Annotated in this window: 19 protein-coding genes; 7 read left to right on the top strand and 12 right to left on the bottom strand. The window is 66.7% G+C overall.

The window, feature by feature from the left end:
• Positions 1-6 precede the first annotated feature (6 nt).
• The 5 genes from KGR00_RS01535 to KGR00_RS01515 all read right to left on the bottom strand — a co-directional run bounded on the left by KGR00_RS01535 (position 7) and on the right by KGR00_RS01515 (position 4,738).
• Positions 7-771, bottom strand: coding sequence for a M15 family metallopeptidase (locus KGR00_RS01535; protein WP_224417949.1), 765 nt, complete (start codon positions 769-771; stop codon positions 7-9).
• Positions 772-793: 22 nt separating this feature from the next.
• Complete coding sequence (locus KGR00_RS01530) at positions 794-2,074, bottom strand: TRAP transporter large permease (RefSeq protein WP_224417950.1); 1,281 nt, start codon at positions 2,072-2,074, stop codon at positions 794-796.
• Positions 2,071-2,580 carry a TRAP transporter small permease gene (locus KGR00_RS01525; RefSeq protein WP_224417951.1) on the bottom strand — a complete coding sequence of 170 codons (510 nt, stop codon included), beginning with the start codon at positions 2,578-2,580 and terminating at the stop codon, positions 2,071-2,073. Before KGR00_RS01525 ends, KGR00_RS01530 begins: the two co-directional genes overlap by 4 nt.
• A 68-nt stretch (positions 2,581-2,648) precedes the next feature.
• The gene (gene dctP, locus KGR00_RS01520; RefSeq protein ID WP_224417952.1) at positions 2,649-3,683 is read right to left on the bottom strand and encodes a TRAP transporter substrate-binding protein DctP; all 1,035 of its coding nucleotides are present in this window, start codon (positions 3,681-3,683) and stop codon (positions 2,649-2,651) included.
• A gap of 110 nt (positions 3,684-3,793) precedes the next feature.
• Positions 3,794-4,738 (bottom strand): LysR substrate-binding domain-containing protein, encoded by a 945-nt coding sequence (locus KGR00_RS01515; RefSeq protein ID WP_224417953.1) that lies wholly within the window; start codon positions 4,736-4,738, stop codon positions 3,794-3,796.
• Between the two features lie 408 nt (positions 4,739-5,146).
• Between KGR00_RS01515 and KGR00_RS01510 the strand changes: the two genes are divergently transcribed.
• Positions 5,147-5,983 carry an MIP/aquaporin family protein gene (locus tag KGR00_RS01510; protein ID WP_224417954.1) on the top strand — a complete coding sequence of 279 codons (837 nt, stop codon included), beginning with the start codon at positions 5,147-5,149 and terminating at the stop codon, positions 5,981-5,983.
• Positions 5,984-6,064: 81 nt separating this feature from the next.
• Positions 6,065-7,576 carry a glycerol kinase GlpK gene (gene glpK, locus KGR00_RS01505; RefSeq protein ID WP_224417955.1) on the top strand — a complete coding sequence of 504 codons (1,512 nt, stop codon included), beginning with the start codon at positions 6,065-6,067 and terminating at the stop codon, positions 7,574-7,576.
• Positions 7,577-7,732: 156 nt separating this feature from the next.
• On the opposite strand, the gene KGR00_RS01500 is transcribed toward glpK, so the two are convergent.
• Together KGR00_RS01500 and KGR00_RS01495 are read right to left on the bottom strand one after the other, a co-directional pair.
• A complete protein-coding gene (locus tag KGR00_RS01500) occupies positions 7,733-8,656 on the bottom strand; it encodes a GGDEF domain-containing response regulator (protein ID WP_224417956.1) in 924 nt (307 codons plus the stop codon).
• Positions 8,637-11,936, bottom strand: coding sequence for a CHASE domain-containing protein (locus KGR00_RS01495; protein WP_224417957.1), 3,300 nt, complete (start codon positions 11,934-11,936; stop codon positions 8,637-8,639). Before KGR00_RS01495 ends, KGR00_RS01500 begins: the two co-directional genes overlap by 20 nt.
• A 208-nt stretch (positions 11,937-12,144) precedes the next feature.
• Here KGR00_RS01495 and KGR00_RS01490 point away from each other — a divergent pair, with 208 nt between their 5' ends.
• Both KGR00_RS01490 and KGR00_RS01485 read left to right on the top strand, forming a co-directional pair.
• A complete protein-coding gene (locus KGR00_RS01490; protein WP_224417958.1) occupies positions 12,145-12,633 on the top strand; it encodes a GNAT family N-acetyltransferase in 489 nt (162 codons plus the stop codon).
• 148 nt (positions 12,634-12,781) lie between these two features.
• A complete protein-coding gene (locus tag KGR00_RS01485; protein WP_224417959.1) occupies positions 12,782-12,937 on the top strand; it encodes a hypothetical protein in 156 nt (51 codons plus the stop codon).
• Positions 12,938-12,949: 12 nt separating this feature from the next.
• Here KGR00_RS01485 and KGR00_RS01480 read toward each other — a convergent pair whose 3' ends face one another.
• Both KGR00_RS01480 and KGR00_RS01475 read right to left on the bottom strand, forming a co-directional pair.
• Complete coding sequence (locus tag KGR00_RS01480; protein ID WP_224417960.1) at positions 12,950-13,498, bottom strand: carboxypeptidase-like regulatory domain-containing protein; 549 nt, start codon at positions 13,496-13,498, stop codon at positions 12,950-12,952.
• 251 nt (positions 13,499-13,749) lie between these two features.
• Positions 13,750-14,277, bottom strand: a complete 528-nt coding sequence (locus KGR00_RS01475; protein ID WP_129139493.1) for a TIGR02281 family clan AA aspartic protease — start codon at positions 14,275-14,277, stop codon at positions 13,750-13,752.
• 162 nt (positions 14,278-14,439) lie between these two features.
• Here KGR00_RS01475 and KGR00_RS01470 point away from each other — a divergent pair, with 162 nt between their 5' ends.
• Genes KGR00_RS01470 through KGR00_RS01460 form a run of 3 tightly spaced genes read left to right on the top strand, consistent with a single transcriptional unit; the run spans position 14,440 to position 19,356 of the window.
• Complete coding sequence (locus KGR00_RS01470) at positions 14,440-15,516, top strand: HlyD family efflux transporter periplasmic adaptor subunit (protein ID WP_224417961.1); 1,077 nt, start codon at positions 14,440-14,442, stop codon at positions 15,514-15,516.
• Complete coding sequence (gene rbbA / locus KGR00_RS01465; protein ID WP_224417962.1) at positions 15,513-18,239, top strand: ribosome-associated ATPase/putative transporter RbbA; 2,727 nt, start codon at positions 15,513-15,515, stop codon at positions 18,237-18,239. Before KGR00_RS01470 ends, rbbA begins: the two co-directional genes overlap by 4 nt.
• A 1-nt stretch (position 18,240) precedes the next feature.
• The gene (locus KGR00_RS01460) at positions 18,241-19,356 is read left to right on the top strand and encodes an ABC transporter permease (RefSeq protein ID WP_224417963.1); all 1,116 of its coding nucleotides are present in this window, start codon (positions 18,241-18,243) and stop codon (positions 19,354-19,356) included.
• A gap of 60 nt (positions 19,357-19,416) precedes the next feature.
• Here the strand turns inward: KGR00_RS01460 and KGR00_RS01455 are convergent, their stop codons facing one another.
• The 3 genes from KGR00_RS01455 to salA form a co-directional block, all read right to left on the bottom strand.
• A complete protein-coding gene (locus KGR00_RS01455) occupies positions 19,417-20,640 on the bottom strand; it encodes a benzoate/H(+) symporter BenE family transporter (protein ID WP_224417964.1) in 1,224 nt (407 codons plus the stop codon).
• 145 nt (positions 20,641-20,785) lie between these two features.
• Complete coding sequence (locus KGR00_RS01450) at positions 20,786-22,024, bottom strand: benzoate/H(+) symporter BenE family transporter (protein ID WP_224417965.1); 1,239 nt, start codon at positions 22,022-22,024, stop codon at positions 20,786-20,788.
• 162 nt (positions 22,025-22,186) lie between these two features.
• Positions 22,187-23,506, bottom strand: coding sequence for a salicylate 1-monooxygenase (gene salA, locus KGR00_RS01445; RefSeq protein WP_224417966.1), 1,320 nt, complete (start codon positions 23,504-23,506; stop codon positions 22,187-22,189).
• Positions 23,507-23,662: the final 156 nt, after the last annotated feature.

The following is a 23,662-nucleotide window of genomic DNA, read 5'->3' as shown; positions in this document are numbered from 1 at the left end:
GCCCACTCAAGCCTCTACCAGCCCCAGCGAGCGCTGCCAGCGCGCTTCCAGAGTGTCGGGGCCGGTGGGGCCGAACAGCGCCCGGGGCGCGTCGCGGTACCAGGCCCACATCTGATCGCCGTAGCTGTAGTGCCACCACTCGCTGGGCAGGTTGGCGAAGCCGGCATCACGCATGGCGTGGTAGAGGATGCGACGTCGGTCGCGCCAGGTGCGCGATTCGGCGTCGTCGGCGTGGTGCTCGAAATGCACGGTATGCGAGGCCGCCCGCGCCTCGTCGAAGGCCGAGCCCATGTCCAGCAGCAGTCCGTCGGCATCGCACAATGCCACGTCCACCGCCCCGCCGGTGAGGTGCGGACTGGGGCAGTCCGGGCGCTCGCTGGGCGGCGAGACGAAGGCACGGGTCAGTGCCCGGCGATCGCCGGCGTCGAGATCGGCGTAGCGGGTCTCGACCATGCCCAGCAGGGTGTCGTAGAGGTAGCGCTGCACGACGTAGGGGCGCCAGGCGTCCAGCACCACCAGGCCGATGCCCTCAGGCAGGCTGCGCGCCACCGCGAGCAGGCGGCGATAGAGCGCCTCGCGGGTCCAGCACTCGGGTACCGCCCGGGGCACGCCCAGGGTGTGGTAGATGGGCAGGGTGCGCAGCGCCGGCGCGGCAAGACTCAACGGGTGCAGCGGCGCGCCCTCGTCGACGATGGGGATCGCCGCGATGGCCTCCCACTGCGGCTCGGCGATGTCGGCGATGGGTCGTTGGGTCGAATCGGTCACGTTCACGCGGTTGGTTTCCAAGATGCAGTCAGCCCAGGGTTTCGGGTAGCCAGGTGATCAGGCCGGGGAAAAGGATCAGCACCAGCAGGACCGCCACTGCCGTCAGGATGAACGGCCAGATGGTACGGAACAGCACCGTGATGTCGAGCCGGCTGACCGCCGCGGCAATGAACAGGCAGGCGCCCATCGGCGGCGTGATCAGGGCGATGGTGATGTTCAGGGTGATGATGATGCCCAACGCCACCGGATCGATGCCAGCCGCCAGCGCGACCGGCGTGAACACCGGCGAGAGCAGCATCAGCGCCGAGACCTCCTCCATGAACATGCCGGTGACGAAGGTGATCGCGCTGAGCAGCAGCAGCACGATGACCGGCGAGTCGATGAATGGCTCGAGCAGCCCGGCGAAGCGATCCGGCGCCTGGGCGTAGGCCAGCTCCCAGCTGATCACCGAGGAGATGCCGATGATCATGAAGATCGCCGCGGCCAGCCGGGTGGTCTCGATCACCGCCCGCCAGAAGGCGCCCGGACGCAGCTCGCCCATCGCCAGACCGCACAGGGCCACGTAGAGCACGGTCAGCGCCCCCGACTCGGTGGGCGTGACGAAGCCCAGCACGATGCCGGCGACGATGATGAAGGGTGCGACCAATGCCGGCAGCGCGCCGCGCACCGCGGAGGACACCTCGCGCATCGCGGGCAGCGACGTGCGCCGCTCGAGGCCGGCGCGCCGGGCATGGAAAGCGTTCATGGCCATGAAGGCCAGCGCCAGCAACAACCCCGGCACCACGCCGCCCAGGAACAACTGGCCCACCGAGGTGTTGGTCTGGGCGCTGTAGAGGATCATGAAGATGCTCGGCGGGATGATCGGCCCGATCAGCGAACTGCCGGCGGTCAGCCCAGCGGCGAAGGCGGTGGAATAGCCCTCGCGAGTCATCGCCGGCACCAGCAGCGCGCCCAGCGCCGAGGCATCGGCGGCGGCCGAGCCGTTGACCCCGGACATGAACACGCTGCCCACCACGTTGACGTGACCGATGCCGCCGCGCAGATGGCCGACCAGCAGCCGCGCGACGCGCATCAGCCGCTCGGTCATGCCGCAGGCGTTCATCAGGTTGCCGGCGAGGATGAACAGCGGTATCGCCATCAGCGAGAAACTGTTGAGACCGCCGAAGAACTGCTGGGGCATCATGCGCGCGACCATCCCCGGATCGACGAACACGAAGCCCACCAGCGCGGTGACGATCAGCGTCAGGAACAGCGGAATGCCCAGCAGGGTGTTGGCCAGCAGGCTGGCAAACATCGCGGCGACCATCATGAAGCAGCCCCCTCGGCACTGGCCGTGTCGTCGGCACCGGGCTGGGGCAGCGGGCGCGGGCCATGGACCAGTACCTGCAGCGTGAGCAGGCCGAAGCCCAGCGGCATGGCCAGCATGGGGATGGTACGGCTGATGCCCAGGCCCTGGGAGGTGAAGTAGCCGACCGACAGCGCGTAGTGCCAGCTCCACCAGGTCATGGCCACGGCCAGCGCCAGCGTCAGCAGCCACTGGTAGGCCAGCAGCACGCGGCGGGCGGTCGCGCCGAGGCGGCGTTCGAGCAACGCCACGCGCATGTGCTCGCCGCGCACCCAGACATTGCCGGCGATCAGCAGCGCCGAGGCGATCAGGCAGTAACGGGCGAGTTCGTCGCTCCAGATCGGCGCCTGACCGACCACGTAGCGGGTAACGACACCGTAGAGGATGTCGAGCAGGGTGATCAGCAGCGCCAGGCCGCCAAGGCCGGTGGTGACCCGCCCCAGCAGCGTCAGCAGGGTATCTCGGAACATGATGGTGTCACGCGCTCATGGCCGACGAGCGGCCATGAGTGCGTGCCTCGTCGAGTGAATGGGAGCGGTCAGTCGGTGAGCAGGTCGCCCTGCCCGGCATCCTCGAGCGCCGTCTCGATCCACTCGTCGCCGATATCCTTCTGCCGGAGCCAGTCGATGTAGGCCGGCTGGCCCTTCTCGCGGAAGGCGGCGAGTTCCTCGTCGCTGGGTTCGATCACCTGCATGCCGTTGTCGGCGAGGAACTGGATGCGCTCGTCGACGCGTTTCTCGACGTCCTCGCGGTTGAGCGCGTTGGCCTCCTGCACGGCCGCGTCGATCGCCTGGCGATCGGCATCGGAGAGGCCGTCGTACCAGCTGCCGTTGGCGATCAGGAACTGGTCCGAATACTGCACGTTGGCCAACGTCAGGTACTTCTGCACCTCGTAGAGGCTGCCCATGATGATGTACATCGGCGGGTTCATCTGGCCGTCGGCGACGTTGGTCTTGAGTGCCATGTAGGTATCGGTCCAGGGAATCGGCGTACCGGACGCACCGAAGGCCTCGTAGAGCGCCACCTGGCTGGGGTCCATGGCGCGGAAGCGCAAACCCTCGAAGTCATCCGGGCTGCTGATGGGGCGCTTGGAGTTGGTGAAATCGAGGAAGCCGCCCTCCTCGATCACGCCCAGCAGTTCGGCGCCGGTGCGCTGCTTGAGGGTGTCCTCGACCTTGTTCCAGTAATCGCCCTCGTCGAAGAACTGGTGGGCGGCGTCGTAATCCTCGAACAGGAAGGGGATGGCGCTGACGTAGATCTCCGGGACGATCGGCGACAGGCCGGCGAACGAGGCGATGTTCAGGCTCGGCGTGTTGATCACCTGCTCCATGCGCTCCTGCTCCTCGCCGAGCATGGAGTTGGGGTAGAGCTTGAGCTGGATGTCGCCGTCGGTCTTCTCCTCGACCAGCCGCTTGAGGTTGGTGGCGAACAGATGCACGGCGTTCTTGTCGGCATCGGGCGGGCCGTTGTAGCTCAGATTGAGGGTGGTGGCCGCGTTGGCCAGGCTCGCGGTGGCGAGCAGGCTCGTCGCGGCGGCGGCCAGCAGGGCGTTGTGCAGGGCGGGAATGCGCATGAAGGGCTCCTTGTTGTTGTGCGATTCACAGCACGACCGGTGTCGGGCTGCGATGACACCTCGACGCTAGCCGTTGCGCCGTTGACCTTTCAAGTCGGCGCATGTTGCCTTCAAGGCAACGCCCGGGCATCCAGCACCCGCGGTGCATCGGCACTGAAGAAGCGCATGCTGTGCCGCAGGTGATGGATGAAGGCCTGGGCGGCCACCGTCAGCGGCCGCTCGGCCTGACTGACGATACGCGCCCGGGCATGACGCAGCACATCGGCCTCGACCTCACGCACGACGATACTGCCCTCGTGGATCTCCTCGAGGACGGTCAACTCGGGCATGAAGGTCACGCCCAGCCCAGAGCGCACGAAATTCTTGAGCACCGACACCGAGTTGGTGGTCATGCGCGGTCGGTAGGAAAGATGCACCGCGTAGAGCGCCATGTCGACCAGCTGGCCCATACCGGTCCGGCCGTCGATCAGTGCCAGCGGATGATCGGCGATCGCCGCCAGCGACAGCGGCGCCGGTGCCTCGGCCAGCGCATGCCCGGCGGGCACGATCAGATCCAGCGGCTGGCAGCGGTCGATGTGCGAGACCAGTTGCCGATCGTCGGGCGGCGCATAGAGCAGCGCCAGATCGACGGCGTCCTCCTTGACCAGCAGCATCGCCTCGGAGAGGCCGGCCATGCGTACCTCGATCTCCAGCCCCGGGTAGGTGGCCAGAAAGTTCTGCAAGGGGGCCGAGATCAGATCGGCGATGAAGCCCTCGCCCACGGCGATGCGCACTTCACCGCGCTCCAGGTTCTGCAGTGCCTGCAGGCGCGACAGGGTGGCCCGTTCGGCGGCGCGCTGATCGCGGTAGTGGCGCAGGATCAGCTCGCCGGCCGGGGTCAGCGCGACCCGCGAGGCGCGTACCAGCAGCAGGGTATCCAGTTCCTCCTCGAGGGCGCGCAACTGGCGACTGAGCGCCGACGGATTGACGCCCAACTGGGCGGCGGCACGGCGCAGCGAACCGTAGTGGACGATGGCGTCGAGGTATTCCAGGGCGCGGGTCTTGAAGGGGCTCATGAGTCACTCGGCCAGGTGGAGCGAAAGACCGCCGGGCGCGGTCGGTTGCGTATTATCCACCCATGGGACGCCAGCGCCCATGCCCCAGCGGCGCCGGGCGTCCCGCAGCCTCCTGCCACCGAACGCCGCCCCGCTGGCTTCCCGCCCCGCCCTGCAATCCGGCCTCCGCCCGAAGAATCAAACGAAAGGTTAATAGCAGAAAGTCTAAGGGCAGTTTCCATTCACGCCCTTTAGACTCCACCAATTATCGAAAACGAACATTTTAAAGGGATTCCTGACCGAAAACGAACTTGCCGGGTATCAGTATCGAACGACTTCCACTACCCGGCGCACGGAGACGACCGGCATGTGCGTATCGCTCACCGGCCGCATCGACCAACCTCGACAAGCACGCACAGGAGAACCCTCATGTCCCCGTTTCTGGGCGAGATTTTCGGCACGATGATCCTGATCATCTTCGGCGGTGGCGTCGTCGCCGGCGTGTTGCTCAAGCACTCCAAGGCCGCGGCCGGCGGCTGGATCGTGATCACCTTCGGCTGGGGGCTGGGCGTGGCCATGGCCATCTATGCGGTGGGCCAGATCAGCGGCGCGCACATCAACCCCGCGGTCACCGTCAGCCTGGCGGTGATCGGCGAATTCCCCTGGTCCAAGGTGCCGCTCTATCTGCTGGGGCAGATGATCGGCGCCTTCCTCGGCGCGGTGATCGTCTGGCTGCACTACTATCCCCACTGGGAAGCCACCGAGGACAAGGCGGCCAAGCTGGCGGTCTTCTGCACCGATCCGGCCATTAGCCACTGGCCCTCCAACCTGCTGAGCGAGATCATCGGCAGCTTCGTGCTGGTCCTGGGCATTCTGTCGATCGGCGCCAACACCTTCACCGACGGCCTCAATCCGCTCATCATCGGGCTGCTGATCCTCGCCATCGGGCTGTCACTGGGCGGCACCACCGGCTATGCCATCAACCCCGCCCGGGACCTGGGCCCCCGCCTGGCGCACTGGCTGCTGCCGATCGCCGGCAAGGGCGACTCGAACTGGAAGTACGCCTGGATTCCGGTCGTCGGACCACTGATCGGCGGCGTGGCCGGCGGGCTGTTCTATCGCCACGTCTTCGTCGATGGCAGTGAGCTGGCCATGGCCATCGCCCTGGCGGTGGTCGTGGTCTGCCTGGCGCTGGACGTGATCGTCGTGCGACGCGGCTCGCATCGCCATGCGGCATCCCGGCACGCGGCGTCCCGCCACCAATAAGACACAGCTTGACCGGGCGCCAACGACGCCGAGGCGCCGGACGCACGCCCCCATTCATCGCCACAACAAGGAAGCACGCCCATGGAGACGCAATACATCCTGGCCTTCGATCAGGGCACGACCAGTTGCCGCGCCATCCTCTTCGATCGCGATGCGCGTATCGTCGGCATCGCCCAGAAGGAGTTCAACCAGTACTACCCGACCCCGGGCTGGGTGGAACACGATGCCATGGAGATCTGGGGCAGCCAGATGGGCGTGGCGCGCGAAGTGCTGGAGACCTACGGGGTCAAGCCGTCGCAGGTGGCGGCCATCGGCATCACCAACCAGCGCGAGACCACGGTGATCTGGGACCGCCACACCGGCAAGCCGGTCTACAACGCCATCGTCTGGCAGGACCGGCGCACCGCGCCGCTGTGCGACGACCTCAAGGCCCGCGGCCTGGAGACCTACATCCGCGAGACCACCGGCCTGGTGGCGGACGCCTACTTCTCCGGCACCAAGATCCGCTGGATCCTCGACAACGTCGAGGGCGTGCGTGAACGGGCGGAACGCGGCGACCTGCTGTTCGGCACCATGGACAGCTGGCTGGTCTGGAACCTGACCCGCGGCGAGAGTCACATCACCGACTACAGCAATGCCTCGCGCACCCTGCTCTACGACATCCGCAACCTGGATTGGGACCAGCGAATGCTCGACGAGCTGGGCATCCCCTCCAGCCTGTTACCGGACGTGCGCTCCTCCAGCGAGGTCTACGGCACCACCGACGCCGAGATGTTCGCCGGCGCGCGGATCCCCATCGCGGGCATCGCCGGCGACCAGCAGGCGGCGCTGTTCGGCCAGACCTGCTTCGAGAAGGGCATGGTCAAGAACACCTACGGCACCGGCTGCTTCCTGTTGATGAACACCGGCGAGACGCCGGTCCCGTCCGCTTCCGGCCTGCTCACCACCATCGCCTGGGGCCTGGACGGCCGGGTGTCCTACGCCCTCGAGGGCGCCATCTTCATCGCCGGCGCCGCCGTGCAGTGGCTGCGCGACGAGCTCAAGCTCATCGACTCGGCGGAGGACTCGGAATACTTCGCCGGCAAGGTCGAGGATGCCGGCGGCGTCTACGTGGTACCGGCCTTCGCCGGCCTGGGCGCGCCCTACTGGGACATGTACGCCCGCGGGGCGATCTTCGGCCTCACCCGCGGCACCCGCAAGGAACACATCGCCCGTGCCACCCTCGACTCCCTGGCCTACCAGACCAAGGACGTCATCGACGCCATGCAGACCGACTCGGGTATCGCCCTGAAGTCCCTGCGAGTCGACGGCGGCGCGGTGGCCAACAACGTGATGATGCAGTTCCAGGCCGACATGCTCGGCGTCGCCGTCGAACGCCCGGAGGTCACCGAATCCACCGCCCTGGGGGCGGCCTATCTGGCGGGCATCGCCGTGGGCCTGTGGACCCAGGACGAGGTGGTCGGCAAGGGCCGGCTGGAACACACCTTCGAGCCGGTGATGGAAGCCGCGCAGCGCGAGCGCCACTACAAGGGCTGGAAGAAGGCCGTGCGGCGCACCATGGACTGGGAGCGTGAAGACGCCGACGAGGCCTGACGACCGCAGCGGTGCCGCCCGACTCGCCGGGCGGCCCACTCGTCGGGAACCGGCACTCGCATTGACGAAGGCCCGCTACCCCGTGCGATGCCGCGAGATCGATGATCAGCGCCTGACCTTACCGGAGAGAGGGCTTTCATGCACCGTCCATCGGCATCAGCCGCTCTCGTGCGGTCCCGGGCTGACACAATTGCGCCCGCCCTCCACCTTGGCCCGATACAGCGCCCGGTCGGCCGCCTCGACGAGTTCCCGATGCGAGTCCGTCGCCGTCGGCACGACGGCCGCACAGCCAATCGACACGCTGAACGCCGGGGCCGATGCGCCGGCCCCGCCACGCTCGACCACGGCCGTTCTCAGCCGATTCGCGACCAACACCGCCTGGTCGATATGGGTGTTGGGCAGAATCGCGGCAAACTCGTCGCCGCCCAATCGACACACGACATCGCCGGCACGCGCCAGGGCTTCCTTCATCAGGCCGGCCAGCAGCACGAGACACTGATCGCCCGCCTGGTGGCCGTGAGTGTCGTTGATCGCCTTGAAATTATCGAGATCGATCAACAACACGCTCAACGCTGCCTGGTGGCGAAGCGCACGCCGCCACTCGAGTTCCAGTTGCTCGTCGAAGGTACGCCGATTGGCGATCGCCGTCAGCGGATCCGTGTAGGCGGCGGAGGCCATCAGCTCGGCTTTCTTCTTGAAGTCGATAAAGGTCGAGACCTTGGACTTGAGGATCACCTGGTTGAACGGCTTGGCGACATAGTCGATCGCGCCTTTCTCGAAGGCGCCTTCGATATCCGCCTCGCTGTCCGAGCCCGAAATGACCACCACCGGCGTGTGCAAGAACTCGGTTCTGTCTCGAACATGCTCCAGCACGCTCAACCCGCTTTGATCATCGAGATACAGATCCAGCAGAACGAGATCGACATTCGCCGGCATCACCCGTTTTGCCTCCTCGACACTGCGCGCGATCACCAGTTCGAACTGCCCACCCAGGATGCCGGCGAGGCTCGCAATGCCAACGGGGTCATCTTCCACGATGAGAACGACCGGACGACTCGCGTCATCGACACTCGTGTTCATGGCATTCCATCTCCCTGCGAACCTCTTGAAGGGTCTGCCTGGCCACCTCGAAATCGAAGCGCTCCAGGGCCGTCTTGAAGCGCTCGGCCAGCGCCTCGCGATTCGCGTGTCGTAAAAAGCCGAGGATACTGTCGACATCCGCCTCATCGACCAGGCGATTGCCGCCGAGGCGCTGCTCGACACGGCCCAGGGCCTCCCGACACTCGCCGATATCCGTACTCGCCGGCTGGGGCTGCGGGTCTTCCAACGAGTGCAGATAGGCTTCTATATCGGCCAGGTCAGCGTTCAGTGCAGTGACCAGCGCCCGCCCCTCGTCGACGATCAAGGCATCGTCGTGGGTCCCTTCGACATGGCCCGCCATGCGCTGCAACCTGACATGGGCGATATTGCCGGACGCCCCCTTGAGCCGGTGTGCCAGGCGCCTGATGCTCTGGGCGTCCCCCTCGGCAAGGCTCTCCGTCAGGCGTTGCACGATGTCGCGCGCACTCGCCGCATAGCTGTGCAGGCATTGCGCGAACAGCTCGGGAATCTGGCCGAACATGGCCGCATGTCGCTCGGCCGATATACAGTCCGGCAACCCATTCGCGGTTTCGCGATCCTCGAGTGCGCTGGAGACCGCGGCCCCCGTCACCTTGGCGGATGAGAAAAACCGCGCCAGCATCCGCTGGATATCGGCGGGCAAGGCGGGCTTCGTCAGATAGGCCTCCATCCCGCTGTCTTTCGCGCTCTCCCGGTCCTGGTCCAGTACGGAGGCCGACAAGGCGACGATATAGGGCTGTCTGGCCAGCGGGGCACGCCGAATGCGGCGGGCAACGTCCTGTCCCGTCTCGCGTTCGAGGTGCAGGTCCATGAACACCAGATCGCAAGGCTGCTCTTGCAGGTACGCCAGCGCCTCGTCCCCCGTGTTGACGGACGTGGCGGACACGCCGAAGCGTTGGAGGTAGCTTTCGACGATTTCGCAATTGATGGACAGGTCGTCGACGACGAGCACCCGCACAGTCGGATACTGGGGAACGGCGCCATCGCCCTCGGCACTCGCGAGTGCCGACGCTCCGCTGCCTGTCGAAACGTCACCGTCGCGGCGATCCTGGCACTCGCCGCCAATGACCCGGGCCTCATCCCCGAAGACCACGGGGATCTCGACGGTGAAGGTGCTGCCCGCGCCCACCCGGCTGGTGACGCTCAGACGGCCCCCCATCAACTCGCAAAGCCTCTTGCTGATCGCCAGCCCCAGCCCCGTACCGCCAAGACTGCGACGTTTCGACCGCTCGGCCTGCCTGAACGTCTCGAAGATATACGCCTGGTCGCTTTCCTGAATGCCGATGCCGGTATCCTGCACGGCAACGACCAGGCATTCCGTGTCATCCGTCCTGGACGTCCGGCTCAAACGAACCGCGACACGCCCCGCCTCCGTGAACTTGACGGCGTTACCGATGACATTGATCAATACCTGCGAAATCCGCAGCAAGTCGCCCTTCATGCTACCGGGGATCGCCGGTGCCACGTCGACGACCAGGTCCAGTCCCTTTTCTTCCGCGGCAATCGCGAAAAGTTCGACACTACGCTGCAGGAGCTCCTGCACAGCGAACTCCCGACAGTCGACATCGACATGGCCGGATTCGATCTTGGAAATATCCAGGATGTCGTTGAGCAGTGACAGTAGCCCCTCGGACGCGGACAGAGCCTTCCTCGCCAGGCTCCGGGGATACTCCTCGATGTTCGTATCCAGCATCAGCACCAGCATGCCCAGGATCGCATTCATCGGCGTTCGTATTTCGTGGCTCATATTGGCCAGGAAAGCTGCCTTGGCGGAGGCCGCCGCTTCGGCTTGCCGGGTCTGAACTTCGAGTTCCGCGTTCAATTGCTCGAGTTCCTTTTCCCGCGCCTTCAACTCCGTGACATCCAGGGCGATGGAAACGAAGCACGGCTTTTCTTTCATGACGATAGGGAAATACTTGAGGCTGACTTCGCGTGGTTCACCCGCCCTGTCGGTGAATCGGGCACTGCTGGAAATCGTCTCACCGTGCAAGGCTCGCTGATAAAAATTCCGACGCTCGGCCACCACGTCCTCGCCGATGAAGTCGGAGAGCGGCCGGCCAATGGCCGTTTTTGGGGAAGACAGCAGCATATTCCTACCGTATCCATTCAGGAACTGGCATTTCAGGTCCGAATTCCAGACGCCGATGGTCACCGGCAACTGGTCGGTCAGCGTTTCTATGAAGTCCAGACTCTCCCGCAGCTCTCGCGTTTTCCTTTTCACCTCGGCTTCCGCGCGGACCCTGGCATTCTTGAGAAGCAGGATGACCAGTATGATCAGGACTTCTATGACGATACCCGCCGCCAGAATGATGGCGGGCTGCTTGCTCGAATGAATACGCTCGAACAAGGCGTTGGTCTGAACGTCGAAATCCCACCGACGGCCATAAAGGTCCAGCGAATACGTTTTCGCGAACATCGGCGTCGCATCGACGTTCTCCCCGCCATCGCCGAATTCGTCATACATCACGCTGCCGTTGTCGCTAATTCGCACCTGGATCATGCGTGTCACATTGGCCAGCGCGCCTTCCATCAGCCTGGACATGATGAACGGGGCATAGACCAGCCCTTCGAAGTGCGCGTCCCGTTGTCCGGCCGGCGGGGTCGACGTACTGTCGTAGAACGGCTGGAAGAAGAGAAAACCCGGGGTCTTCTGGGCGTCCTGAACGAGCACGATGGGGCCGGTGATCTGTGTCTCCCCCGTGGCCATGGCACGCCGAGCGGCCTGGTAGCGATTGGACTCGTGGGCCATGTCCAGCCCCACGGCCGCCTTGTTCGCCGCTTCCGGTTCGATGAAGACGATGGGCCAGTAGTCGTTGCGCGAATGCGCCGGGTGGATACGAAAGTCGGGGCGCTTGGCTCGCTGCGCCTCGACGAAGGCGTCGACATCGCCCGGGCTGACTCGTTTGATGATGCCGATACCATTGATGCCGGGCAGCCGATCGGTCAGCGCAAGAGACTGGCTGAATGACCGCCAGGCCTCCAGCGACATGTCACCCTCCTTGGCATGGATGGCACCCACCCCCGAGACCATGGCAAACGCATAATTTCTCATGCGGTCCACGATCAGCTCGTTGAGTTGGCCAACCTGGTGCTCGAACTCTTCCCGTGCCTTCTCCTCGGCCATGCGCGCGGAGACCTGCCAGGCAACGAGGGTGAGCGCCAAGGACAGCAGAATGACGACCCAGTGCAGGCCGTTTATCGAGGCAGGCAGAACACTGCGTTTGAATGAGGGAAAGGGCATGGCAAGTTTCCTGGGGCACACGGCCACCGCCGACGACTGAATCGGAGTATCCGGCGGCGTCAGGAAGTGGACAAGTGGCCCGGGGCGCCACGAGGCGCTTATACACAATATTCCACAAAGGCATTTCTGTGATTTTACGGCTCAACCTTTCAAACAATGCCAGGGGTAGCTGGGCGCGCCGGGGCCTTGATCCTGCTAGGGTATCGCCATGACCGATGCCGTCCATACCGCGCCTCATTTGCGCCCCGCCCGGGTCGACGATCTCGACAACGTGCTCACCTGGCCCGCCGACGCCACGGCGTGTCGGCGCTGGGCGGGGCCGCGCCTGCCCTTCCCGACCACGGCCAACACCGCCTGGATGACGCTGGAAGCCTCCCCGGAGAACAGCTTCGCGCTGGTCGACGATGCAGGCGAGCTGCTCGGCTTCGGCCAGTTGCTGGAGCGGGATTATCGGGTGGTGCACCTGGCCCGGCTGATCGTCGCCCCGGCCCATCGCGGCCACGGCCTGGGGCGCGTGCTTTGCCGGGCGCTGAGCGACCGCGCCAGAGACGCCTTCGCGGCCCGCCGGCTGACCCTCAACGTCTACGCCGACAACCACGCCGCCCTGGGCCTGTATCGCTCGCTGGGCTTCACCGAACTGCTGCGCGACGACAGCGGCGAGATGATCTTCATGAATCGGGTCCTGACGGCCCCTTGAGGGCTCGTCGCTCGGGTGCCCTTCGGCAAGCGCAATCTCGCGAAGCGCCACCGCCATCGATGATGGCGGCGGCGCTGTGGGGATTTGCCACTCGGACCGAGACACGGTAGCTTGAGCCGATGGAATACTTGAGTGGAGCACTCGGACAATGACTCAGCGCAAGAGCGTCATCACCCGCGTCTACGTCCCCACCCATGTTCGCGACCTGCCCAACGGCGAGCGGGAGACGATTCCCGGCCACTACCGCACGCCCGACAGCGGCCAGGCGTCGGGTGGCAGCGACGACAAGCCCCGCGACGCGTGACGTCGCGGCATCTCAGCGGCTCAGGTCGACCTTGACCGTCTGCCCCTTGCCGACCGTGACCTGCTTGAGAATCAGCGGGCTGCGCGACTCACCGCCGGGCAGCAGCACGCTGCCGGCGACGTAGAACACCCCTGCCGGAATGCCGTTGGCGACGAAGTACCCGTTGGCGTCGGTCTCGGCGTAATGGGTGTATTCCCGGGCCCGTGGATCGGCGGGCTCGATGCGCTTGCCGGCCAGCGCCACATCGGCGGCCTCGGCGGAGTATTGCGTCGCCGGCGCGATCGACACCGTCTCGTGGGCGCCGATCAGCGTCTGCCCGCGCGAGTCGGTATAGCGCAGACGCCCCTTGATCGTCGCACTGCCGTGCTTGTCGAGCTTGGCGTAGGTCTCGGCGGGAAACGCCACCTTGCGCTCGACCATGTCCGGCTGTCCGGCGGTGTCGCCACCGCGCTCGATGACCGTCGGGCGCGAGGTCTCGCCGCCCCCGGGCAGCATGCCCTGCAAACTCTGGCAGCCGCTGAGCAGCAGCCCCAGCAGTACCACTCCCATCCATTGGCGCATTTGCGTTCTCTCCTTTTTCCGCGTGACGCCCGATTCTTGGGAAACACTGCATAAATGCCTGCGCGGACTCGGCGTCCCCAACGAATCGCTTCGTTGCGTGGTACTGGGGCGCCAGCCCGGTCGAAAACTCGCCTAACTTCATGTTATGTCTCGTTTTCTGCGTTCCATGCGCCTCGCGCTTCATCTCGCTCGTCGATTTATTCAGCATTTCCCTTGCGGGCGAAACCCTCGTCGGGTGACGTCACGACGCCTCATGTGGCGTCGCGAGACGGCGCGCTCAGGACCATCCGCGAGCCGCGGATGCGGATATCGAAACGGCCCAGGAAGCTCATCCCCAGCAGGGCGGTGTCGCCGCCGATGCCGGGGTTGATCGAGCCGCGCACGTCGCGGGCCTCGAGACCGCCCAGCGAGACCCGGTCGAGCGTGGTCATGAACCCCTCGGCGCGCCCGTTGGCGGTGTCGAACGTGGCGCGCACCCCGCGCTCGAGCCCCAGGCGATCGGCGAGATCGGCGGGGATCGAGACCAGGCTGGCGCCGGTGTCCAGCAGAAAGGTCACCGGCTCGCCGTTGATCCGGCCGGAGGCCACGAAATGCCCGCCGGCGTTGCGCGTCAGGGTGATCGGTCCGCTGCCGTCGTCGTGCACGAGCCCGGCGTTGGGATTGTGTCGCGCGGTCAGGCGGCCCTGGAACCAGATCACCGCCAGGCCCAGCAGCAGCACCCAGAACAGGACCATCATGCCCACCCCGATGCGCCGCACGCCGTCGTTGTCGTCGCTCATCTCGCCTCGATCATCGTCCACGTCTCCCCCGCACGGCTCCCGCGCCATCACCGCCGCCAGGCAACACGATCCACCATTCGTTGATGCATGTCACATCATCGCCGCGCCGGTAACGGATAATGGGCGCACCGCTTCTCTCTCGTCATCGTCAGGATACCAGCCATGTCCCAGGAACTCCGCAAGCGCCTCGTCCGCGGCCTGGTCGTCGTCGCCATCGTGGCCGCCGTCGCCCTGCTGGCCTGGACGGCGCTGCGCCCCGACGGCCTGGGCGATGGCTTCGCCAGCGGCAACGGGCGTATCGAGGCCACCGAGATCGACGTGGCGACCCGACTGGGCGGCCGCGTCGCGGCGATCGATGTCGCCGAGGGCGACTTCGTCGAGCCGGGTCAGGTGCTGGCCCGCATGGATACCCAGCCACTCGAGGCGCGGCTGGCCCAGGCCCGGGCGCAGGTCCGCCAGGCCGAGAACGCCCTGGAAACCGCCCGCTCGCTGATCGCCCAGCGCGACAGCGAGAAGGCCACCGCCGAGGCGGTGGTACACCAGCGCGAGGCGGAAGCGACCGCGGCCGAGAAGCGCTACCGGCGCACCCGGACGCTGGTCGAGCGCAATGCCCTGTCGCGTCAGCAGCTCGACGACGACTACGCCGCCTGGCAGAGCGCACTCGCGGCACGCGCCGCGGCCAACGCCCAGGTACGCTCCAGCGAGGCGGCGATCCGCGCCGCCCACTCCCAGACCACCGAGGCGGAATCCGCCGTGGAAGCCGCCCGGGCCGCGGTCGCGCAGTTGCAGGTCGACATCGACGACAGCCGGCTCACCGCGGATCGCAACGCCCGGGTGCAATACCGCATCGTCGAACCGGGCGAGGTGCTCCCCGCCGGTGGCAAGGTCGTCAACCTGGTCGATCTCACCGACGTCTACATGACCTTCTTCCTGCCCGAGCGTCAGGCCGGCCGGGTGGGGCTCGGCGACGCGGTCCATCTGATACTCGACGCCGCGCCGCAGTACGTGATTCCCGCGCGGGTCAGCTACGTCGCCAGCGTCGCCCAGTTCACGCCCAAGACGGTGGAAACCCAGAGCGAGCGCGAAAAGCTGATGTTCCGGGTCAAGGCGCGCATCGACCCGGCGCTGCTCCGGGCCCACATCGACAAGGTCAAGACCGGGCTGCCGGGCATGGCCTATCTCAAGCTCGATGACGACGTCGAGTGGCCCGAGAACCTGAGAGTCAACGTCGCACCATGAGCGACGCCGCCCCCAGCGTGGCCCGTCTGCACGGCGTCAGCCTGCATTACGGCGATACCACGGCACTGGACGCGCTGGATCTCGCCATTCCGGCGCGCGGCATGGTCGGATTGATCGGCCCCGACGGCGTGGGCAAGTCGAGCCTGCTGGCCTTGATCGCCGGGGCCCGGCGCATCCAGCAGGGCACGGTCACGGTCCTCGACGGCGACATGGCCGATGCCGGCCACCGCCGCGCTAGTTGCCAGCGCATCGCCTACATGCCCCAGGGGCTGGGCCGGAATCTCTACGCGACCCTGACGGTGGCCGAGAATCTCGAATTCTTCGGCCGGCTGTTCGGCCAGGACGCCGCCGAGCGCCAGCGGCGCATCGACGAACTGACCCGCAGTACCGGTCTCGAACGTTTCACCGAGCGCCCGGCGGGCCAGCTCTCCGGGGGCATGAAGCAGAAGCTCGGCCTGTGCTGCGCGCTGATCCACGACCCCGACCTGCTGATCCTCGACGAGCCCACCACCGGCGTCGATCCGCTCTCGCGGGTGCAGTTCTGGGAGCTGATCGCACGCATCCGCGACCAGCGCCCGGCGATGAGCGTGATCGTCGCCACCGCCTACATGGACGAGGCGGCGCGCTTCGACCACCTGATCGCCATGGACGCTGGCCGGGTGCTGGCCACCGGCAGCCCCGCCGAACTGCTCGAGCGTACCCGCAGCGAGACGCTGGAAGCCGCCTTCATCGCCCTGCTGCCGGAATCCCGGCGACGCGGCCACCACGAGCTGGTGATCCCGCCGCGCACCAACAGCGGCGAGGTCGCCATCGAGGCCCACCAGCTGACGCGGCGCTTCGGTGACTTCACCGCCGTCGATCACGTCGACTTCCGCATCGAGCGTGGCGAGATCTTCGGCTTCCTGGGTTCCAATGGCTGCGGCAAGAGCACCACCATGAAGATGCTCACCGGCCTGCTGCCGGCGAGCGACGGCGAAGCGCGACTGTTCGGCCGCGCGGTGGACCCGCAGGATACCGATACCCGTCGCCGGGTCGGCTACATGTCGCAGGGCTTCTCGCTCTACGCCGAACTGACGGTGCGCCAGAACCTGGATCTGCACGCCCGGCTGTTCCAGTTGCCCGAAGACTCGCGCGAAGCGCGCATCGCCGAACTGCTCGCGCGTTTCGAACTCGGCGGCGTGGTCGACCAGTTGCCCACCAGCCTGCCGCTGGGCGTTCGCCAGCGTCTGTCGCTGGCCGTGGCGGTGATCCACCGCCCCGAGATCCTGATCCTCGACGAGCCCACCTCGGGGGTCGACCCGGTGGCCCGCGACGACTTCTGGGCGCTGCTGGTCGAACTCTCGCGCCAGGAGGGGGTGACGATCTTCGTCGCCACCCACTTCATGAACGAGGCCCTGCGCTGCGACCGTATCTCGCTGATGCATGCCGGCCGGGTGCTGGCCAGCGACAGCCCGCAGCGGCTGATCGAGGCCAGCGGCCTGGACAGCCTGGAAGCCGCCTTCATCGCCTGGCTGCGCGAGGCCCAGAGCGACGACTCCGCCCCCGCGACAACGCCGCCGATGGCGGACACGCCGGTGGCGTCGGCCCGGCCGCCCCAGGCCCGGTTCAGTGTGCGCCGCCTGCTCAGCTATACCCGGCGCGAGGCCAAGGAGCTCGAGCGCGACCCGATTCGCGCCACCCTGGCGCTGGTCGGCAGCCTGCTGCTACTGCTGATCATGGGCTACGGCATCAGCCTGGATGTCGAGAACCTGCGCTACGCGGTACTCGACCACGACCGGACCACCACCAGCCAGGCCTATGCGCTGAACCTCGCCGGCTCGCGCTACTTCGTCGAGCGCCCGCCCCTGCACAGCGCCACCGAACTGGCGGCGCGCATGAAGAGCGGCGAATTGAGCCTGGCCGTCGAGATCCCTCCCGACTTCGGGCGCGACCTCAAGCGTGGCGATGCCCCCCGGATCGGGGTGTGGATCGACGGCTCGATGCCGATGCGCGCCGATACCATCCAGGGCTATGTGCAGGGCATTCACGGCGACTACCTGCGCCAGCTCGCCCGCGACAGCGGCCAGGCGGTCGCTTCGCCGCTCGACGTCGCCGTGCGCTATCGCTACAACCCCGAGGTCGAAAGCCTGCCGGCGATGGTCCCGGCGGTGATTCCGCTGCTGCTGATGCTGATTCCGGCGATGCTCACCGCGCTCGGCGTGGTGCGCGAGAAGGAACTGGGCTCGATCGTCAATTTCTACGTCACCCCGGTCACCCGCCTGGAATTCTTGCTCGGCAAGCAGTTGCCCTACGTGGCGCTGGGCATGCTCAACTTCGTCACCCTGGTGGCCATCGCGGTATGGGGCTTCGGCGTGACGCTCAAGGGCAACCTGCTGGTCCTGGCGCTCGGCGCGCTGCTCTACATCGCCTGCGCCACGGCCATGGGGCTGGCGCTGTCGACCCTGTTGCGCAGCCAGATCGCGGCGATCTTCGGCACCGCCATCGCCACGCTGGTACCGGCGATCCAGTTCTCGGGCTTCCTGCATCCGGTCGCGGCCCTGGAAGGCGGCGCGGCGCTCATCGGCGCGATCTACCCGACCAGCCACTTCCTGACCATCAGCCGCGGCGTCTTCGCCAAGTCGCTGGGGCTCACGGCGCTCGCCCCGCACTTCATCGCCCTGGCGGCCACCCTGCCGGTACTGCTCGCCCTGGCGGTGGCCGGCCTGCGCAAGCAGGAGCGCTGACATGCCACGCCTCGCCAACGTCCTGCAGCTCGGCCTCAAGGAACTGCGCAGTCTCTATCGCGACCCGGCGCTGCTGCTGCTGATCGTCTACGCCTTCACCCTGGGCATCTACGCCAGCGCCACCGGCGTCCCCGAGGCGCCGCACCGGGCCACCCTGGCGGTGGTCGACGAAGACCAGTCGCAGGCCTCGCAGCGCCTGCTCAACGCCTTCCAGTTGCCCTACTTCCTGCCGCCCGAGCGAATCGACCTGACCGCGATGGACCGTGGCATGGACGACGGCCGCTACACCTTCACCCTGGTCATTCCACCCGACTTCCAGCAGGACCTGCTGGCCGGCGAGTCGCCCACCGTGCAGCTCAACGTCGATGCCACCCAGATCAGTCAGGCCTTCACCGGCGCCGGCTACATCCGGCAGATTCTCGACGACGAGACGCGGACCTTCGTGCAGCGCTACCGGCAAGACGCCGCCGCGCCGGTCGAGCTGGTGGTCCGCAACGCCTTCAACCCCAACCTGACCCGTGCCTGGTTCGGCGCCATCAACGAGGTCGTCAACCAGATCACCCTGCTGTCGATCATCCTCACCGGCGCCGCGCTGATCCGCGAGCGCGAACACGGCACCCTGGAGCACCTGCTGGTGATGCCGGTGACGCCGCTGGAAATCATGCTCGCCAAGGTCGGCTCGATGGCCGCGGTGGTGCTCGTCGCCGCGCTGGTCTCGTTGATCGCCGTCGTCGAGGGCTGGCTGGCGGTTCCGCTGCAGGGCTCGCTGGCGCTATTCATCGTCGGTGCCGCCTTGCTGCTGTTCGCGACCACCTCGATGGGCATCTTCTTCGCCACCCTGGCGCGCTCGATGCCACAGTTGGGGCTGTTGATCATTCTGGTGCTGATCCCGCTGGAAATACTCTCCGGCGGCATGTCGCCCCGCGAGAGCATGCCCGAATTCGTCCAGCGGGTGATGCTCGTCGCCCCCACCACCCACTTCGTGATCCTGGCCCAGGCGGTGCTGTTCCGCGGCGCCGGCCTGGCGGTGATCTGGCCGCAACTGCTCGCCCTGGCCGGCATCGGCGCGACTTTCTTCCTCGCCGCCCTGGCGCGCCTGCGGCGCTCGCTGCAGTAGTTACGCCACTCATGGGCGTGGTAACTGGGCGCCCTGCCCAACCGTCCACCGCCGACGCGCTCAATCGCGTGTCTCGCCGGCCCGCAAGCTCGTAGCGGGTGCCGGGCGCCCCTCGCCCGTGGTCCGGGCGGGGCGATAGTGCAGCAAGCCATGCGCGATCATGCCGATCACCACGCCCCAGAACGCCGAGCCCAGCCCCAGCAGACTCATCCCCGAGGCGGTCGCCAGGAAGGTGATCACCGCGGCCTCGCGGTGCGCGACATCCTCGACCGCGGCGACCAGGTTGCTGGCGATCGCGCCGATCAGCGCGAGCCCAGCCAGCACCGCGACGAAGGCCGCCGGCAGGGCGCTGAACAGCGCCACGATGGACCCGGCGAAGAGCGCGCCGAACAGGTAGAACACGCCGTTGGCGATGCCCGCCACATAGCGCCGGCCCGGGTCGGTGTGGGCGTCCTCGCCGGTACAGATCGCCGCGGTGATCGCCGCGACCACGGTTGTCACCCCACCGAACAGCGCCGTGGGCAGCGAGACCAGGCCCGCCACGGTGACGATCGGCCGGGCGCGGGTGGTGTAGCCCGCCCCGCGCAGGATCGCCATGCCCGGCAGGAACTGCCCGGTGAGGCTGACCAGCACCAGCGGCAACGCCAGGCTCAGCACGGCGTGCCAGCTCCACTCGGGCGTGATCCATTGCGGCGTGGCCAGTTGCCAGTGCACCCCGGTCAGCGAGGCGTCTTCCAGTCCCATCGCCAGCAGGATGCCGGTGACCAGCAGCAGGATCAGGCAGTAGCGCGGCGCCACACGCTTGAACGCCAGATAGGCGACGAGCATGCCCAGCGCCAGCCACGGGGTCGACTCGATGGACTGGAAGGCGCCGACGCCGAACTGGAAGAGGATGCCGGCCATCATCCCGGCGGCGATGCCCCGGGGAATCAGTGCCACCAGGCGATCGAAGGTGCCGGTGATGCCGATCACCACCGTCAGCGCCGCCGCGACGAGGTAGGCGCCCACCGCCTCGTTGAGCGACAACCCCGGAAACAGCGTCACCAGCAGCGCGGTGCCGGGCGCCGACCAGGCGGTAATCACCGGGACCTTCAGCCAGACGCTGAGCAGGATCCCGGCGACCGCCGCGCCCATCGAGATCGCCCATACCCAGGAGGTCATCATCGCCGGCGAGACATCGGCACTCTGCGCCGCCTGGAAGAAGATCGCCAACGGCCCGGAATAGGAGATCAGCACCGCCAGGAAACCGGCGGTGATGGCAGAAATCGACCAATCCTTGAACATCAACGTCTCCCCGTCTGGTCAAGAGGCCGGCCCCTGACACGCGTGCCATGGTCCGGCCGGCTGCAATGGAAAGGCAAAAAGGCCCGCACTGCCTGGGGCACCTGCGGACCCTTGGAGGATCTCGAACGTCTGACAGAGGCCGCGACTACGCCGTGGGCTCGTTGGCGATCCGACGAATGAACTCGAAGTCCCTGGTCTCGAAGATCAGCGAGATGAATACCCCCAGCACCAGCGCCCAGAAGGATGCGCCAATCCCCAGGATCTGCAGCCCCGAGGCGGCGATCAGGAAAGCGAAAAGCCCGCCCATTTCATGCTTGCCGGAGAAGGTCATGTACATCGCCGAGGTGATCACCTTGAGCAGGGCCAGACCGGCGACAATGGCCACGAAGTAGGAGGGCATGGCCTCGATCAGGCTGATCACGAAGCCATAGAAGGGTGCGCCCGCCACGAAGATCGCACCGGCGATCACCGCCGCCACCCAGCGCTTGTCCGCCTTGCCGGCCTCGGGCGAGGAGCAGATGCCGGTCATCGGCGCCGCGATGCAGGTACTGTGCAGGTTGAAGAACGACGAGATCATCGTCGCGAAGCCGCCTACCGCAGTGATGGCATTGGCCGGCACCTGCTTGTAGCCCATGCCCTTGACCAGCCCCACGCCGGCCGGCGTCTCCATGCCCACCAGAATCAGTGCCAACGGCAACCCGTAGGCGAGGAAGGCCTCCAGCGTGAAGGTGGGCACGACGAATTCGGGGAAGGCCACCGAGAATTCCACACCCGAAAAGTCGATGCCAGTAACGGCCATGTAGGCGATACCGGCCAGCATGGCCACAATCAGCGGCGGTACCCGACGCAGGAATCGCGCCGACAGGAAGAAGGCCAGGATCATGATCGCCGCCGGCAGGATGGCGTTCTCCAGCGGCGCGACCATGTTGAGGCCGAACTTGAGCAGGATACCCCCGACCATGCCCATGACGATGGGCATGGGAATCAGCTTCATGACGATCCCCATCACCCCGGCCAGCCCGGCCACCAGCGAGATGGCCCCGGCGATCAGCGAGGCTCCCAGCGCCGCCTCCAAACCGACCACCGGGACGATCGCCGCGAACAGCAGCGCGCCGGGAATGGAGTTGGCCATCGGCAGCGGCAGGCGGTAGTAGGCAGGCATGACCAGTCCGAACAGGCCGTTGATCAACAGGTAGGCGATGACCCAGATCATGATGAACTGCGGATCGAGCCCGGCGGCGGTTCCGGCGCCAATATGAATCACGCTGGCGCTGATGCCGAAGATACCGGCGACGATACCCGCGCTGACATTGTCGACGTCGAGATCGCGAACGAAGTCGGCAGGTGCGTGGCGCAGACTGATGCCTTTTTCGATATGTTTCACGGTGTGCTCCAGGGATTGTTGTTGGTATCAGGATGACTATGTCGTTACCGGCGCCTCTCGCACCGGATCGAGCCATGGCGATAGGAGACATCGAGCCACGCCGTCGACCCGGCCCCGATAGACCGACGCCCGTTTCTGCGTGATGAGTCCCGCAAGGGCCCGTCAGTCATGGTCTCGTTCCGTGGTGGCAGGAGTGACGATGCGGTCTCCCGACAATGCGGTCTGGATCTCGGCGATGGCGCGCTGCGGGTCGGCGGACCACAGCCAGTCGAAGCGCCTTTCCAGCTCGCGGGCGAGCACGGCATCCTCGCAGTCACGCCAGGGCCCGCGCCGTTCGTAGAGTTCGCCGGCCTCGAACGAGGTCCGCTGCACCTCGCTCGCGTGCGGGCGGCGCACCCTGTCGAACTCGGCCAGTACCGCGCTGACCCCATCCCGGTCACAGGCGGTATCGCCCAGCAGCTCGCTCAGCACCCAGGCATCTTCCAGCGCCTGACCGGCGCCGGCGCCCTGATGCGGCAGCATCGCGTGGGCGGCATCGCCGATCAGCAGCACCCGCCCACGGTGGTAGTGCGACAGCGGTGCGATGTCGTGCAACGCCCAGCGCGTGGGCTTTTCGATGCAGCCGAGAATCGCCTGCGTCGCATCGCCCCAGTCGGCAAAGGCAGCCAGCATCTGCGCTTGCGACACCTCCTCGACCCAGGCATCCGTCACGGCGGCACGGGGGCGGGGCTGGGCACTGTCGGTCTCGAACGCCACCACGTTGACCACCTCGCCCTCCTTGACCGGAAAGGTCAGGATGTGACGGTCCTGGCCCAGCAGCATCTGCGGCACCCGGGCAAGCCGCGCATCAGCGCCCCGGCGTGTTAGCTCGGCTTCAAGCGTCGTGCGCGGGATCAGCCCCCGGTAGGCGTAGGTGCCGCTGAAGCGTGGCCCGGTATCGCCGTAGCTCTCGACGGGCAGCACATGGGCGCGCAGTACCGACTTGATGCCGTCGCAGCCGATCGCCACGTCGCACTCGGCGTGGGTGCCATCGCTGAACGACAGGCGCACGCCGTCATCGCGCTGGGTCACCTCGCAACAGCGTTTGCCGAACCGGGCGATACCCTCGGGCAGGCAGGCCACCAGGCTGTCGAGGAAATCGGCGCGATGCACCGAGGACTGGCCGCACCCCGGGGCCAGCGTGGCGGTGATGTAGCGGTCGTCGGCGCCGTGGCGCCATTCGAACCAGACGTCCTCGAACGGCGCCGGCGAGCCATCCGCCACCCGGCGGTAGGCCTCGCCCAGATCGAGGCGTTCGATGGCGCGCACCGCGTTGGGGCCGAACGAGACGCCGGCGCCGATTTCGGAAAACGCCGGCGCCGACTCGAACAGCGTCACGTCGAGATCGGCGTGGCGCGACAGGCCGATGGCCAGTGCCACCCCGCCGATGCCGCCGCCGACGATGCCGACTCGAAGGCGGGCGGGAGTCTTGGTGAGTGTCATGGAGAACCTCCTTGGAACAGCGGCGCCAGATGCCTGGCCGCCGGTCGCCGTGGTGCGAACAGGGGGCCTTGAATCAGTGGCATGAGGTGCGACTCCTGGCAGTCTTGTTGGTGTTGTTGGTGAAACCGCCACCGCCGGACGTGAAGCGAATCGCGG

The sequence above is a fragment of the Modicisalibacter sp. MOD 31.J genome (genome assembly GCF_020147985.1).
In the GTDB taxonomy this organism is placed as follows: Bacteria; Pseudomonadota; Gammaproteobacteria; order Pseudomonadales; family Halomonadaceae; genus Modicisalibacter; species Modicisalibacter coralii.
The sequence above is the reverse complement of the archived record's forward strand: the minus strand, read 5'-3'. Positions and strand labels throughout refer to the sequence as shown.